Annotated in this window: 13 protein-coding genes; 5 read left to right on the forward strand and 8 right to left on the reverse strand. The window is 63.6% G+C overall.

Translation table 11 applies throughout. The annotated features are described in order from the left end of the window. Positions 1-67 precede the first annotated feature (67 nt). The 3 genes from QMA15_RS25680 to QMA15_RS25690 all read left to right on the forward strand — a co-directional run bounded on the left by QMA15_RS25680 (position 68) and on the right by QMA15_RS25690 (position 3,210). Positions 68-769 (forward strand): FCD domain-containing protein, encoded by a 702-nt coding sequence (locus QMA15_RS25680; RefSeq protein WP_021334305.1) that lies wholly within the window; start codon positions 68-70, stop codon positions 767-769. After that, entirely contained in the window at positions 766-2,136 is a 1,371-nt protein-coding gene (locus QMA15_RS25685) for an FAD-linked oxidase C-terminal domain-containing protein (RefSeq protein WP_195790704.1), read from the forward strand. The genes QMA15_RS25680 and QMA15_RS25685 overlap by 4 nt, the downstream gene beginning before the upstream one ends. An 87-nt stretch (positions 2,137-2,223) precedes the next feature. Continuing rightward, positions 2,224-3,210, forward strand: coding sequence for an NAD-dependent epimerase/dehydratase family protein (locus QMA15_RS25690; RefSeq protein WP_279164054.1), 987 nt, complete (start codon positions 2,224-2,226; stop codon positions 3,208-3,210). Between the two features lie 56 nt (positions 3,211-3,266). Here QMA15_RS25690 and QMA15_RS25695 read toward each other — a convergent pair whose 3' ends face one another. The 4 genes from QMA15_RS25695 to QMA15_RS25710 form a co-directional block, all read right to left on the reverse strand. Then, positions 3,267-5,054 carry a long-chain fatty acid--CoA ligase gene (locus tag QMA15_RS25695; RefSeq protein WP_019749307.1) on the reverse strand — a complete coding sequence of 596 codons (1,788 nt, stop codon included), beginning with the start codon at positions 5,052-5,054 and terminating at the stop codon, positions 3,267-3,269. Between the two features lie 139 nt (positions 5,055-5,193). Further along, positions 5,194-5,892 carry a hypothetical protein gene (locus tag QMA15_RS25700; protein ID WP_019749306.1) on the reverse strand — a complete coding sequence of 233 codons (699 nt, stop codon included), beginning with the start codon at positions 5,890-5,892 and terminating at the stop codon, positions 5,194-5,196. A 126-nt stretch (positions 5,893-6,018) separates the two neighbouring features. Next, on the reverse strand, positions 6,019-6,645 hold the full coding sequence (locus tag QMA15_RS25705) for a phosphoribosyltransferase family protein (RefSeq protein WP_029255786.1): 627 nt from the start codon (positions 6,643-6,645) through the stop codon (positions 6,019-6,021). 55 nt (positions 6,646-6,700) lie between these two features. Continuing rightward, positions 6,701-7,528, reverse strand: coding sequence for a carbon-nitrogen hydrolase family protein (locus QMA15_RS25710; RefSeq protein ID WP_020908425.1), 828 nt, complete (start codon positions 7,526-7,528; stop codon positions 6,701-6,703). Between the two features lie 102 nt (positions 7,529-7,630). Between QMA15_RS25710 and QMA15_RS25715 the strand changes: the two genes are divergently transcribed. After that, positions 7,631-9,406 carry a DEAD/DEAH box helicase gene (locus tag QMA15_RS25715; protein WP_003945121.1) on the forward strand — a complete coding sequence of 592 codons (1,776 nt, stop codon included), beginning with the start codon at positions 7,631-7,633 and terminating at the stop codon, positions 9,404-9,406. Positions 9,407-9,508: 102 nt separating this feature from the next. On the opposite strand, the gene QMA15_RS25720 is transcribed toward QMA15_RS25715, so the two are convergent. The 4 genes from QMA15_RS25720 to QMA15_RS25735 form a co-directional block, all read right to left on the reverse strand. Further along, a complete protein-coding gene (locus tag QMA15_RS25720; protein WP_290287072.1) occupies positions 9,509-11,407 on the reverse strand; it encodes an ABC transporter ATP-binding protein in 1,899 nt (632 codons plus the stop codon). A gap of 92 nt (positions 11,408-11,499) precedes the next feature. After that, positions 11,500-12,090: a hypothetical protein gene (locus tag QMA15_RS25725; protein WP_019749302.1), complete on the reverse strand. Its 591-nt coding sequence runs from the start codon at positions 12,088-12,090 to the stop codon at positions 11,500-11,502. 56 nt (positions 12,091-12,146) lie between these two features. After that, positions 12,147-12,557, reverse strand: coding sequence for a YchJ family metal-binding protein (locus tag QMA15_RS25730; protein WP_021344960.1), 411 nt, complete (start codon positions 12,555-12,557; stop codon positions 12,147-12,149). A 22-nt stretch (positions 12,558-12,579) separates the two neighbouring features. Further along, positions 12,580-14,142 (reverse strand): long-chain-fatty-acid--CoA ligase, encoded by a 1,563-nt coding sequence (locus tag QMA15_RS25735; protein ID WP_020908422.1) that lies wholly within the window; start codon positions 14,140-14,142, stop codon positions 12,580-12,582. Positions 14,143-14,402: 260 nt separating this feature from the next. On the opposite strand from QMA15_RS25735, the gene QMA15_RS25740 reads away from it, so the two are divergent. Continuing rightward, entirely contained in the window at positions 14,403-15,176 is a 774-nt protein-coding gene (locus QMA15_RS25740) for an ABC transporter ATP-binding protein (RefSeq protein ID WP_003945134.1), read from the forward strand.

Consider the following 15,176-nt stretch of genomic DNA (forward strand, 5'->3'; position numbering starts at 1 on the left):
CGGGTCACGAATCTTCTCAATTAAACAGTTTGTCAGACAAGCAGGCAAGGGGTGGTAGCGTCGCGGCATGGATACGACTCCGTTGTCGCGCATGCCGCTCAGCCTTGCCGTGTCGGGAAGAATCCGTGCTGCCATACTCGACGGCTCGCTTCCCGTCGGCGAGGCGTTGCCGACCGAACAGGAACTCGCGCAGACCTTCTCGGTGGGTCGATCGACGGTGCGCGAGGCACTTCGTGTCCTGCAAGCACAGGGATTGTTGACCGGCGCGGACACCACCTCGACTGCCAGGCCTCGGGTGACGCACGAGCACACCGCCGATTCTGCGGCCACCGCTCTCAGTACGGCACTGCAAGTGGGCGCGGTTCCGCTCGGCGATCTTGTCGAATTGCGAGTGCTGCTCGAAGCTGCTGCGCTGCGAACCGTCGCCGCCGTGCCAGAGGACGCCCGGGCTGCGATCGAGCGAATGCGCATCGCAACACTTGCCGACGACTCGGTCGCATTCCACGACGCCGACGTCGACTTTCACGTTGCGCTCGCCGGAGCGGGCGGAAACAAGGCGTTCGGGTTGGTCATGACGGTTCTCCGCGACAGCATCGCCGGCTACCTGCTGAGCGAACTCGACTCGCGCGAGAACTCGGCGGCCACGCTCGGCGCACTGCTGGCCGAGCACGAGGGTATCGCCGACGCGATCGAGCGCGGCGCAGCTGACGAGGCCGCCGATTTGGTCGAGCGCCATGTGCGCGGATTCTACGAAGGACGAACGGAATGACCACGAGTATCGATCTGTTGGGTGAACGCTTGCAGAAAGCGCTGGGGGACAGGGCGACAACCGATCCCGACCGGATGGGCGCGTACGTCCGGGATCAATCACTGCTCACTGCAGCCGGAAGACCCGCCGCGCTGGTCAAGGCGAAGACGGTCGACGACGTCGTCGCGGTTATGACGGTGGCGCACGAACTCTCCGTTCCGGTGGTGACACGAGGGGCAGGTACCGGGTTGGCCGGCGCTGCCAATGCGCTCGACGGGTGCATCGTCTTGAGCGTCGCGGGCATGGATCGCATTCTCGAGATCGATCCTGCCGCGCGCACCGCCACGGTGGAGCCCGGAGTGATCAATGGTGACCTGGCGGAAGCTGCTGCACAGCAGGGTCTTTGGTACGTACCGGATCCGGGAAGCCGGGCCATCTCGAGTATCGGCGGCAATCTGGCGACAAATGCAGGCGGCATCTGTTGCGCCAAGTACGGCGTCACCGGTGATCACGTCGCGGCCCTGACGGCGGTACTCGCCGACGGGCGTGTGATCCGTACCGGTGCACGGACGCGCAAAAATGTTGCGGGGCTGGACCTGACACATCTGCTCGTGGGCTCGGAGGGAACTCTCGCGGTCATCGTCGAAGCTACGATGCGGTTGCGTACGGCGCCCACTGCCGCGACCACTGTCGTCGCCTTCTTCGATTCCGCGGAGTCCGCGATCGATGCCGTCCTCGCCGTGTCGGCAGTGGCCGAACCGTGTCAGATGGAGTTGATGGACGGCGTCACCATCGGCGCGGTCAATCGGCTGACGAAGATGGGGCTGGACGAATCGGCCGGGGCGATGCTGCTCATCCAGTGCGACGGTAGGTCGGCGGCCGCCGAGGCAGCGGACTGCGCCGCGGCGTGCGAAAGTGCCGGGGCTCGAGAGGTTTTCCATACCGACGATCCGGTGGAAGGTGAAGAGTTCACTGCCGCCCGCCGGATGGCGTTGCCCGCTCTCGAGGCATTGGGCACGGTACTTCTCGACGACGTCGCGGTGCCGGTGCCGGCGTTGCCGTCCATGTTGGGATGCATTCGTGAAGCGGCCGATCGCCACGGTGTCACGATCGGAACCTTCGGCCACGCCGCCGACGGCAATCTCCACCCGACCATCGTGTTCGACGCTGCCGAATCGGGAGCGCAGGATCGTGCGCGCGGAGCTTTCGACGATATCGTTGCCGGCGCACTGGCATTGGGCGGAACGATCAGCGGTGAACACGGTATCGGGGTTCTCAAAGCGCCGTACATGGCAGACATGGTCGGCCAGACCGAACGCCAGTTGATGCTTGCGGTGAAGGCCGCATTCGATCCGAAGAGCATTCTCAATCCCGGACGGGGTATCTGAGCGCTTCGTCCGACCCTCACTCGTCGGAAATTGCGCTACCAGACGAACTTGTTGCTGCACGACGCTTTTCGAGTGACGATGGCCGTCATGAAGCTGCTGATGCTCGGAGGAACACGGTTCCTCGGCCGTGCCCTCGTCGACGACGCCCTGGCACGGGGCTGGGAAGTGACAGTGCTCCATCGGGGGCTCACCGGAGCGCCACCACCTACCGCGGAGGTTCTGTTCGCGGATCGCACCGATCAGCGAGCGATGGTTGAGGCGCTCGGTGATCGTCGATGGGATTTTGTCGTCGACACCTGGTCGGGTAGCCCCCGAGTGGTCGGTGAGAATGCACGCGTCTTGCACGGTCACGTCGACCGGTACGCATACATCTCCAGTGGATCCGTCTACCAATGGGGCTTGCACGTGGACGAGGGCTCGCCGGTGGTTGCCGCATCTGCGACGTCCGATGACAACAGCGATTACGCGTCCGCAAAACGCGGGGCCGAACTCGCTGTCCTGGAATCCTTCCCGGACGCGCTGCTCGCGAGGGCAGGGTTGATCCTCGGCCCGCACGAGGACATCGGGCGGTTGCCGTGGTGGTTGCAGCGCATCGCTGAGGGCGGACGCGTCGTTGCTCCCGGAGCGCCGACCAGACCGTTGCAGTACGTCGATGCCCGCGACATCGCATCTTTTGTCCTGTCCGGACTGGCGGCCGAAATCAGCGGGACATACGACGTCATCAGTGCGTCCGGGCACACCACTACCTCCGGGCTCCTCGAGGCGTGCATGGACGCCACCGGTTCGGGTGCGGAGTTGGTGTGGATCGACGAGGACCGACTTGCAGCAGCGGGAGCGCAACCGTGGACACAACTGCCGTGTTGGGTCCCGCAAGAGGGCGAGTTCGCGGGTTTCCTCGAAGCCGACACTGCCAAGGCGGCGCGGGCAGGGTTGCGGTGCCGTCCCGTCGAAGACACCGTGCGCGATACCTGGGAATGGATGCAACGGGAAACTCTGCCGACCCAGCGGGAGGATCGTGCGGTGCACGGCCTTCCATCCGAGATCGAAAAGGAACTACTCTCCGCCGGACAGTGAAACGAGTCTGGCCCGGTTCGCATTCGAACCGGGCCAGACTCGTGAAAGACGATCGATCAGGCGTACAGGTCGCTGATCTTGGTCTTGTGAGCTTCGTGAATGATGTTGCGCTTGAGCTTGAGCGTCGGCGTCAATTCACCGGTCTCCTGGGTGAAGTCGACCTCGAGGATCGTGTACTTCTTGATCTGCTCGGGGTTGGAGACCTTCTTGTTCGCGTCGGCAACGGCCGAGTCGATCTCGGCGATCAGGTCGGCGTTCTTCACCAGATCCGCGATAGCGGTGCCGGCGGGCAGGCCGTTGCGCTCGACCCAACCGGGCAGAGTCTCCGGATCGAGGGTGATCAGTGCACCGATGAACGGCTGACCGTCGCCGACGACGAGGCACTGGCTGATCAGAGCGTGCGCACGCAGGGAATCCTCGAGGCCTGCCGGTGCGACGTTCTTTCCTCCGGCCGTGACGATGATTTCCTTCTTGCGCCCGGTGATGGAGACGTAGCCCTCGTTGTCGATCGATCCGAGGTCGCCGGTGTGGAACCAGCCGTCGACGATCGATTCGGCCGTCGCCTTGTCGTTGTGCCAGTAGCCGGCGAACACGACCGGGCCCTGCAGGAGGAGTTCGCCGTCCTCGGCGATCCGTGCTGCATGGCCGTTGATCGGCTTGCCGACGGTGCCGACGCGCTGCGCGCTCGAGGTGTTGACGGTGATTGCGGCGCTGGTCTCGGTGAGTCCGTAGCCCTCGTAGATCGGGATGCCGACGCCGCGGAAGTAGTGGCCGAGACGCGCGCCGAGGGCTGCGCCACCGGAGACTGCACGCTCGCACTCGCCGCCCAGAGCTGCGCGCAACTTCGAGTAGACGAGCTTGTCGAATACCGCATGCTTGAGCTTGAGTGCCAGCCCGGGGCCACCCTTTTCGAGGGACTCGCTGTATTCGATGGCAGTGGCGGCAGCCTTGTCGAAGATGCTGCCCTTACCGCCGTCGACTGCCTTCTGGCGAGCCGAGTTGTACACCTTCTCGAACACGCGCGGTACCGAGAGGATGAAGTTGGGCTTGAAACCGGCGAACTGCTCGAGGAGCGTCGTCAGATCCGACGTGTGGGCGACGGTGACCTTGGCGTCGAAAGCGCCGAAGGAGATCGCTCGCGCGAATACGTGGGCGAGCGGCAGGAACATCAGCGTCTTCTTGCCGGGGACCATCGACTCCGGCATCGCCAGGCGGCAGGCGTTGGACTCGGCGTAGAAGTTGGAGTGCGTCAGCTGGACACCCTTGGGGCGTCCGGTGGTTCCGGAGGTGTAGATCAGGGTCGCGGGCGAGGCAGCGGTGACCTGGTGACGACGAGTGTGCAGTTCTTCGTCGGTGATTGCCGAACCGCGACTGGACAGCTCGTCGATAGCACCTGACTCGATGACCAGAACCTCGCGGAGGGCTTCTGCACCGTCGGTGACTTCCTTGTGAGTCTCCGCGTGCTTGGCCGTTTCGACGACCAGAAGTGTTGTCGCGGAATCCTCGAGGATCCACTGCGCCTGATCAGGGGAGGAGGTCTCGTAGATCGCGACGGTGCATCCGCCGGCAGTCCAGATGGCGTAGTCGAGAACGACCCACTCGTAGCGAGTTGCTGACAGGATAGCGACGCGGTCGCCGAGCTCGACGCCCGAAGCGATCAGGCCCTTGGCAACTGCGGAGACCTGCTTCGCGAATTCAGCTGCAGTGACGTCGACCCATCCACCGTTCGACGGCCTCTTGAACGGCACGAATGTGGGGTCTTCTTCGGCGTGACGGAACACGGAGTCGGCCATGGATACGTTCTCCGGAATTGAGAACGACTGTGGAACTGAGAACTCGCGCACTATTGACCCCTCCAGTGACTACTGACATTTCTGATGTGCATTGCATCACATTAGTCGTCATTTTGCACTGTCGTTACTATTCGGTAGAACTGGTCGGGCGCTGACCTGCAGTTTAGTGTGACCGCTTGTTTACAGGTACTCAGGCGACGTGTTGGAGCATGCGGCCGTGCACGGACAACCACCGGCGAATTGCGTAGTCCAATCGGTCCGGATCCACTCCGAGTTGCTCTGCAGTAGCTGCAAGGATCTCCGAGGTGTCTCCTGGCAACTCGGTGGTGCCGAGTGTTGCGCTGATGAACGTGTCGGCAGCGGTACCCAGATCGGTGTGTGGAATTCCGGCCAACATCAACAGGTGTGCCCAGGTCACTTCGGAACCGTCTCCGCAGGCGTCCACCCAGGCAAGGTGAACCGCGTCGAGAGCGTTGTCGGAATCGGCAGCAGAGAGCAGGTCCTCGACGCTGTTGATCCGCAAGTGATGGAGTTTTTCGGCGACCTGTTGGATGTGACGTGCCTCGATCGGGACACCCGTCGCCGTGTAGCGACGCTTGTACGAGCCGATCTTGCCTGCCCACTGGTCCGAACTCCCGGCTTCCTCGAAGGTGCGGAGTAGTTCGCGTGCGCCGTCCGTGACGGGTTTGTCTTCGCGGGCTTTCCGGTACGCCAGGTAGCGATCTACGACGGTCACTTCGCTGTGGCCCGACGTGGACTGAACGGATTCGATGATGCACAGGGCGAGGCTCTGTCGATAAGCGTCTGACGCAACCCAGGCGGAAGGGTCGCCCAGGCGGTCACGGCACGCAGCTGCGACGGCGTCGACGGTATCGGTCGAGATGGTCACGGTTCCTCCAGAAAGCCGAATTCTTTTTGTTCCATTTGGGCTATCGGCACCGAGGAGCGAAATGTTGCACACATCACAAATTCTCAGAGATCTCTTGGACTGCGCTCAGGCTGGAGGGGTGTCCTCTCAGGCGAGGAAGGTCAGCACTTCGTCGTCGCTGAGTTGATGAAAGTCCTCGAATGCAGCACCGACGCCGCCCAGCAGGGCAGGAACGAAGGGACAGACGACCCGATCAGCTGAGCACGCGATCACTCTCATTGCTTCAGGGGAGGCAACTGGGACAGCGACGATGACGGAGGCAGCACCCGCGGTGCGCGCGCAGCGGCAGGCAACGGCGGCACTCGCACCCGTGGCCATTCCGTCGTCGACGATCACTGCGGTGCGTCCGTGGAGGGAAACCGGGGTCCGTCCCTCGCGCAGGAGCCGCGCTCGCCGTTCCAATTCGGTTCGTTCGTCGCGTTCGACGGCGGCGAGTTCACTTTTCGAGACGCGAACCGCTGCGATGACGTCGTGATTGAGGACCCGCACGCCACCCTCACCGATGGCGCCCATCGCCAGTTCCGGGTTGTACGGACTGCCGAGCTTGCGCACCACCACGATGTCCAGCGGAGCGTTCAGTGCCGCAGCCACCTCGGCTGCGACCGGTACTCCGCCGCGTGGGAGTCCGAGAACGACAGGCTTGTCGAGACGCAAAGACTCGAGCCGCCCGGCCAGAAATTTGCCGGCGGAAGATCGATCCCGATACTGGGTCACTGCGTTGTCCTCGAGAAGCTCGAACCCCGACCTGTTCGACGCTACCCGCTGCAGGTCACCGCGACGAGACAGTGAACCTCCGCAGCGCGAGAGCGGGATTCTTCTCGCGTACTTCGGCGATGCGAGCGGCCGAAACAGTCGCGGCGGCAACCCCGACCTGCTCGCCCAGTGAACACATCACGACGCCCATCGGGTCGACGATCATGCTGGCACCCGCGCCGCCGCGCGCGCTCTGGTCAGCCGCTGCGATGTACATCGTGTTCTCGATGGCCCGGGCGCGTACGAGAGTGGTCCAGTGGTCTTCCTTGAGTGGCCCGGGCACCCACTGGGCGGGCAGGAGCAGGATGTCCGCGCCGACGTCGACGATGCGCCGGGTGACTTCCGGGAAGCGCAGGTCGTAGCAGGTCTGGAGGCCGAAGGTCAGGCCGTCGCACCCGAAAGTCTGCGGTTCCGTGATGTCGCCGGCACGGATCACGGCCGACTCCTGGTAGCCGAATGCGTCGTAGAGATGCAGCTTCCGGTAGGTCGCCACCAGTTCGCCGTTCGGGTCCATCGCGACGAGGGTGTTGGAGATTCTGCTCACGTCGTCGATCCGCTCGTTCATTCCCGCTACGAGGAAGATTCCGAACTCCGCGGCGACCGCCGCCAGTGCCGAACCGAATTCGCCGTCCAGGTCCTCCGCGGACTCGATCAGTCGTTCATCCGTCTTCGGTGCGGTGAACATCGAGTATTCCGGCGCCACGACAACTTTCGCGCCCCGTGCTGCTGCATCGGAAGCCAGTGATCGCAGTGATTCGAGGTTGGCTTTCTTGTCCGTCCCCGGGGCGAATTGGGCAATCGCGACAACGGTCTGGGCGGGGGTGGCAACGGTGGCTTCGGTCATGCTCCATACGCTAGGCGAAACCCGCTGGGAGGGTGGATCTGTCGTAAATGCACCCCCGGTATGTCGTCGTGTCTATACTCTATCCGCTAAACTGCTGGTCAAATGAGTGATATTGAGCGTGACCCCGAACCCCCAACATTTGCCGACCTCGACATCGATGATCGGGTACTGAAGGCACTGTCAGACGTGGGCTACGAGTCGCCCTCGCCCATTCAGGCTGCCACCATTCCGCCGCTGCTCGAAGGCAAGGACGTCGTCGGTCTCGCACAGACCGGTACCGGCAAGACCGCAGCTTTCGCAGTTCCAGTCCTGTCGCGGATCGACACGTCGATCAAGCAGACCCAGGCGCTGGTGCTTGCTCCCACGCGTGAGCTGGCGCTTCAGGTTGCCGAGGCATTCGGCAAGTACTCCGCGCACATCCCCGGACTCAACGTGCTGCCGATCTACGGTGGCCAGAGCTACGGCGTCCAGCTGTCCGGCCTGCGCCGCGGCGCACACGTCGTCGTCGGTACCCCGGGTCGTGTCATCGACCATCTCGAAAAGGGCACCCTGGATCTGACCAATCTCAAGTACCTCGTTCTCGACGAGGCCGACGAGATGCTCAAGATGGGGTTCCAGGAGGACGTCGAGCGCATCCTCCGCGACACCCCCGGCGACAAGCAGGTCGCCCTGTTCTCCGCAACGATGCCCGGCTCGATTCGCCGGATCTCGAAGCAGTACCTGAACAATCCGGTCGAGATCACCGTCAAGTCCAAGACGTCGACCGCCTCGAACATCACGCAGCGCTACATTCAGGTTGCTCATCAGCGCAAGCTCGATGCACTGACCCGAGTCCTCGAGGTCGAGGCATTCGAGGCGATGATCATCTTCGTCCGTACCAAGCAGGCCACCGAAGACCTGGCGGAGAAGCTGCGGGCCCGCGGGCACTCGGCCGCCGCGATCAACGGCGACATCGTCCAGGCACAGCGTGAGCGGACCATCGGTCAGCTCAAGAACGGCGCCCTCGACATCCTTGTCGCGACCGACGTTGCCGCTCGAGGCCTCGACGTCGATCGAATCTCCCACGTCGTCAACTACGACATCCCGCATGACACGGAGTCGTACGTTCACCGCATCGGTCGTACCGGCCGCGCCGGTCGTCAGGGTGACGCGTTGCTGTTCGTCGCTCCGCGTGAGCGTCATCTGCTCAAGTCCATCGAGAAGGCGACGCGTCAGCCGCTTGCGGAGATGCAGCTTCCCAGTGTCGACGACGTCAACGCCCAGCGCGTGGCCAAGTTCGGTGACTCCATCACCGAGAGCCTGGCCTCGGAGAATCTCGCGATGTTCCGCAAGATGATCGAGGACTACGACCAGGAACACGATGTTCCGCTCATCGACATCGCTGCCGCTCTGGCATTGCAGTCGCGCGACGGCGAAGCATTCTTGCTTTCTCCCGAGCCGCCGGCACCGCCGCGTCGTGAGCGCGAGCCGCGTGAACCGCGTCCCCCTCGTCGTTTCGACGACGGCCCGGCTCCTCGCTCGCGTGGACCCGAGGGCCAGGAGTTGGCCGCATACCGCATTGCAGTCGGCAAGCGTCACCGCGTCGTTCCGGGTGCCATCGTCGGTGCCATCGCCAACGAGGGTGGACTTCGTCGAAGCGACTTCGGGCACATCAGCATTCGCCCGGATCACAGCATCGTCGAGCTGCCGGCCGACCTCTCCAACGAGACTCTCGAAGCTTTGCGTCGCACACGCATCTCCGGCGTCCTGATCCAGTTGCAGCCTGATTTCGGCCCGCCGCAGGGACGTCCGAGTGGCCGTGGCGACCGTGGTGGCCGGGACGATCGCGGTGGACGTGACGACCGCCGCGGTGGCGGACGCGATCGCTACAACGACTGACCTACAGCTTCAACGACTGACATAAAGACTGAAACAGGCGCTGCCCTCCGCGAGGAGGACAGCGCCTGTTTTCTGTGTGTGGGGGCAAGGCGCTGCGCGGTATCAGATCGGCGTCGGTGCGAGGGCGCCGTTCTTCCGGGCGTTGGTGTCGAACTGCGTGCGGTACAACTCGGCGTAGCGGCCACCGCGCGCGAGCAGTTCCTCATGGTTGCCGCGCTCGACGATGTGGCCTGCTTCGACGACAAGGATCAGGTCGGCGGAACGGATCGTCGACAACCGGTGAGCGATCACCACCGCAGTCCGTCCGGCGAGTGCTTCGCCGAGTGCTTCCTGAACCGCGGCTTCCGACGTCGAGTCGAGATGCGCGGTGGCCTCGTCCAGGATGACGACGCGAGGCTGGGCCAGGAGCAGTCGTGCGATGGTCAGGCGTTGACGCTCGCCGCCCGAGAGGCGGTAACCGCGTTCACCCACCACGGTCTCCAGTCCGTCGGGCAGCGACGCAACCAGGTCGGTGAGCCGTGCTCGCTCCAGAACCTCGCGCAGATCTTCTTCGGTGGCATCCGGTCGCGCAAGGAGCAGGTTGGATCGAAGGCTCTCGTGGAACAGGTGCCCGTCCTGCGTGACCATGCCGACGGTCTCGCGGATGGAATCGGCACTGAGGTCGCGGACGTCGACGCCGCCCAACTCGACCGAACCGGAGTCGATGTCGTAGAGGCGCGGAATCATCTGCGCCACGGTCGACTTTCCGGCGCCGGACGTGCCGACCAGGGCGACCATCTGCCCTGCTTCCGTGCGGAAAGACAGGTCGTGCAACACGTCCTCGCCGCCGCGGGTGTCGAGGATCGCGACTTCCTCCAGAGAAGCTAGTGACACCTTGTCGGCAGACGGGTAAGCAAAAGTGACGTTCTTGAACTCGACGGACACCGGGCCCTGCGGCACCGTGCGTGCATCGGGCTTCTCGGTGATGAGCGGCGCCAGATCGAGAATCTCGAATACCCGCTCGAAGCTGACCAGGGCGCTCATGACATCGACCCGGGCGCTGGCCAGTGCGGTCAACGGCGAGTACAGCCGCGTCAACAACAGTGCCATCGCCACGACGGCGCCTGCGTCCAACTGTCCGCGCAGCGCGTAGAAGCCGCCGAGTCCGTAGACGAGGGCAAGAGCAAGGGCCGAGACCAGCGTCAGTGCTGTGACGAAGACGGACTGCAGCATTGCGGTCCGGACTCCGATGTTGCGCACACGCCTGGCGCGAACCGCGAACTCCGCCGACTCTTGCGACGGGCGGCCGAACAGCTTGACCAGAGTCGCGCCGGGAGCGGAGAACCGCTCCGTCATCTGGGTGCTCATGAGCGAATTATGGTTGGCTGCTTCACGATTGAGTGCTGCAAGTTTTGCGCCCATGCGCCGTGCGGGGATGACGAAGATCGGGAGAAGTAGCAGCGCGAGGACGGTGATCTGCCAGGAGATCCCGAGCATGACGATCAGCGTGATCACCAGGGTGACCAGGTTGCTGACCACTCCGGACAAGGTGTCGCTGAAGGCGCGCTGAGCGCCGATGACGTCGTTGTTGAGACGGCTGACCAGTGCTCCGGTTCGAGTTCTGGTGAAGAACGCGATGGGCATCTTCTGGACGTGATCGAAGACGGTGGTGCGCAGATGCAGGATCAGGTCTTCGCCGATGCTGGCCGAGAGCCACCGGGTCAACAGTCCCAGAGCGGCTTCGAGAAGTGCTACCAGTGCGATCAGGGCGGCAAGTTTGACGACCACGTCGACGGCGTCGCCGCCGACTATCGCGTTGACCACGCGCCCGGCCAGGACGGGTGTTGCCACGGCAAGCGCAGCAGTGACAACACTGAGTACGAGGTACCAGCTGAGGTTGCGTTTCTGTGGAACTGCGAACGTCGCGATCCGCTTCAGTGTCGCCTTCGAGAACGGGCGCCGATCTTCTTGCGCGTGCATCGCGTTGTACATCGCGTTCCACGCGGTGACTTCCATACTCATGACTTCGCCCCTCCGGTCGCCGGCCACGAAGATTACGTGGCCGGTACGACACGAAGGTAGAACCTCAACCAAACTTCAGGTCAAGTGCGGCCTCAGCGGGCCACGTCGACCACCACGCGCGGAGGGTCGCTGAGCGTCGTGACCGTGAACGGCTGCTTTTCGGTCACGCCGATGAACGACTGCGTGACTCCCTCGAAGACGTTGGACCCGTTGACCTCGGTCACGACTCCGCCGACACCGGGGACCGGGTTGGGGCCGGAGTACTGCTCGACTCCGCTGTCGAAGGGATAGGCGGAACCGTCGATCAGGACCTGGATCACTGCGGCACCCTTGATGTCCACGGGCTTACCGCTGCCTTCCTGTGTCGCCGCGTCGACGTACTTGACGCGCCATCCGGGTGTGCCGGTTCCGCCCATTTCGTAGACGACACGATCGAATCCGTCGTGCTCGCCCACTCGGATGTCGACGACGGTGAGCTTGGATTCGGTGCCCGCAGCCGACGTCTTGTCGGAGCTGTCCGTCGGGACTGGTTCTGTGGTCGACGCTGCTGCACTCGAGGTCGAGGTGACGGCCGAGGTGGCTGCCGTGGGAGTGGTCTCCGCGTCCTGCGAACAGGCAGTCAGGCTCACGCCCACTGCGATGGCAGCGACAGCGGCAAATGATCTCGTCCGGTTCGTTGTCATGACTCGATCGTAGGGCTCGTGTTATCGGGATCCGCGGCGGCGGTGCCCGGAGTTACCTAACCGATATCGCCGTCGACGTAGAGCCACTTACCCTCTGTTCGCGCAAATCGACTGCGTTCGTGGAGCATTCCCCGCTCGCGCCCGAATGTGTAGTGAGCGCGAAATTCCACGACGCCGTCGGAATCGAACAGCCCGCCCCGTTCGGTGTCCAGGATCTCCAACCGGAGCCATGTCTGGTCGGGGTCGAGATCGAGTTCGGTGGGGCGATGGGCGGGATGCCAAGTCTGCGTGAGATATTCGTCGTCCATCACAGCGAAGGCCGTGTAACGCGAACGCATCAGGGTTTCGGCAGTCGGTGCGTGCGCTTCACCGCTGATGTACTTTCCGCAGCATTCGGCCAACGCGTTGCCGCTGCCGCACGGGCACGGATCGGTCGGATTGGGTGTGGTGGGGCGGCGCGAAGTCACCGCCCCATTACAGCACGCGAACTCAGACCAGTTTGTGTTCGCGGTTGTCCCAGTACGGTTTGCGGAGGTCGCGCTTGAGGATCTTTCCGGTGGGATTGCGGGGAAGGATCTCGACGACGTCGATACTGGTCGGGCACTTGAACTTTGCGAGGCGTTCCTGTGTGTAGGTGATCAGTTCGGCTTCGTCGATCTGCGCTTCGGCAGTGAGAACCACGACTGCCTTGACGGTTTCACCCCAGCGGTCGTCGGGAACGCCGATGACCGCGACCTCGGCGATTGCCGGATGCTCCACCAGTACTCGTTCGATCTCGGGGGAGTAGACGTTCTCGCCGCCGGTGATGATCATGTCCTTGAGGCGGTCCTCGATGAAGACGAAGCCGTCGGAGTCGGCGCGGCCCATGTCGCCGCTACGCAGCCACCCATCTGCGGTAATCGTTTCGGCTGTCGCCTCGGGCTTGCCCAGGTATCCGGGGGTGCACTGTTCGGATCGCCACCACAGTTCACCGGTCGTTCCGGTGGGCACGTCCTCGAGCGTGACGGGGTCCACCACACGCATCTCGACGCCGGGGATCGCCGTGCCTGCTGATGCCATGCGCTCGACCTGCGACTCGTCGCGGTGAACGTCCGGCATCAACGCGGTAATGACACCTGCCATTTCGGTCATGCCGTAGACCTGGACGAATTCGGTGTCTGGCCAAGCCGCGAGTGCTGCTCGCAACAACGGAAGGGGCATGGGGGCGGCGCCGTAGGTAATGCGTTTGAATGCCTTGAAGGCGGCGACGGCCTGCTCGCCTGCGGCCAGGACTCCGGCAATGACCGGTGGGACGAGAAAGGCGATGTTGGCTCCGGCGGCGAGACCGGCGAAGATCGACGGTCCGTCGGCTTCTCTCGTGAAGTAACAGCGCCCACCGGTGTGAATTGCCATGATGGCGTAGCACGTTCCGCCGACGTGAAACATCGGCATCGCGATCAAGAATCGGTGATCCTCGTGGGCCGGCAGGATTTCGAGCACATTGTTGCTGTGCGCGAACAGGTTTCGATGCGTGAGCTGTACGCCTTTGGGCCGACCGGTCGTCCCGGAACTGTAGAGAACCAGAGCGGTGGCATCGGGGCTCACCTCGGGGCGGGAGTGCAGCGGTGTGACCTCGTCGATCCACGGTTCGAACTCGTCGTGTTCCCCGCCGACGGCGAAGATCGATTCGACGGCCGTCAAGCGGTCGCGCATGGCGACGATCTGGGGGAGTAGTTCGCTGCCGACAAACAGAATGCGAGCGCCACAGTCCGCGAGGACGTAATCCAGCTCTTCGCCCGAAAGTCGCCAGTTGGGAATGACATTCGCGGCGCCGAGCAGTGAGGCGGCGTAGGTGACTTCGAGGCAGGACAGATGATTCTTGTCGACGAACGCGACAGTGTCGCCGGCGCCGATGCCGGATTCGGCGAGGGCGGCGGCGATACGCAAGATGCGGTCTCGCCACTGGGCCCACGTGTATTCGGTCCCTTGGAAGGTCATCGCTGCTTGATCAGGCTTGACCGTCGCCCAGTGCTCTAGCCGATCGAAAATGATTCCAGCGGTGGCGTCGGACATTCGGCCGCCTCTCTCGTGTGATTGGTGTCACAAGGTTAATGTGCGCCCGGTCTTCGTATCGCTGTTTCTCGTCAATGCGCACAAGCAGAAAGAGCACATTCCCGCGACCCTGACCGGCTCGGCTGCAGATATCAGGGTGGTCCCCGATGGCGAGCGCGCCCGACACCCGACAGGATGGAACCAACCATTGCGGGCGTCCGTGTTTTCACGGGCGCCCGTCACGCCCACAAGTAGTACCGAAGTGAACAGGAAAGGCGATCATGAGTTCGCACGCCCAGGATGTCGCGGCCCGCGCAGTCGGCCTGTCCAAGACCTACGGCACCGGAGATACCCAGGTGCACGCACTCAGTTCGGTGTCCGCAGATTTCGCCCGCGGTGAGTTCACGGCGATCATGGGGCCGTCCGGTTCCGGTAAGTCGACGCTGATGCATTGCCTCGCCGGTCTGGATTCCGCAAGTTCGGGTTCCGTTCTCATCGGCGACACGGAACTCACGACGCTTTCCGACAAACAGATGACCCAATTGCGACGCGACCGCATCGGTTTCGTTTTCCAGGCGTTCAACCTGGTGCCGACGCTGACGGCGCTCGAGAACATCACGTTGCCGCTCGACATCGCGGGACGCAAAGCGGACCCGACCTGGCTGAACAGCGTCCTGACCAAGCTGGGTCTCGGGGATCGCCTCGATCACCGGCCGGGAGAGCTCTCGGGTGGTCAGCAGCAGCGTGTGGCGTGTGCGCGTGCCCTGGCGGGTCAGCCGGAGATCATCTTCGGCGACGAGCCGACCGGAAACCTCGATTCGAAGTCCTCCGGGGAGGTGCTCTCGATCCTGCGGGCGGCCGTCGACGAGTTCAACCAGACCGTGGTGATCGTGACGCACGATCCGCGGGCAGCGGCGTATGCCGACCGGGTGGTGTTCCTCGCGGACGGCAAGATCGTCGACGAATTGCGCGAGCCTACGGCGGATTCGGTCCTCGACCGGATGAAGCGTCTGGACGCTCCGCAGGCGGTCGTGAACGTGGAAGCCGGGGCTTGA

Origin of the sequence: Rhodococcus sp. APC 3903 (assembly GCF_030407755.1) — a bacterium.
Taxonomy (GTDB): domain Bacteria; phylum Actinomycetota; class Actinomycetes; order Mycobacteriales; family Mycobacteriaceae; genus Rhodococcus_F; species Rhodococcus_F erythropolis.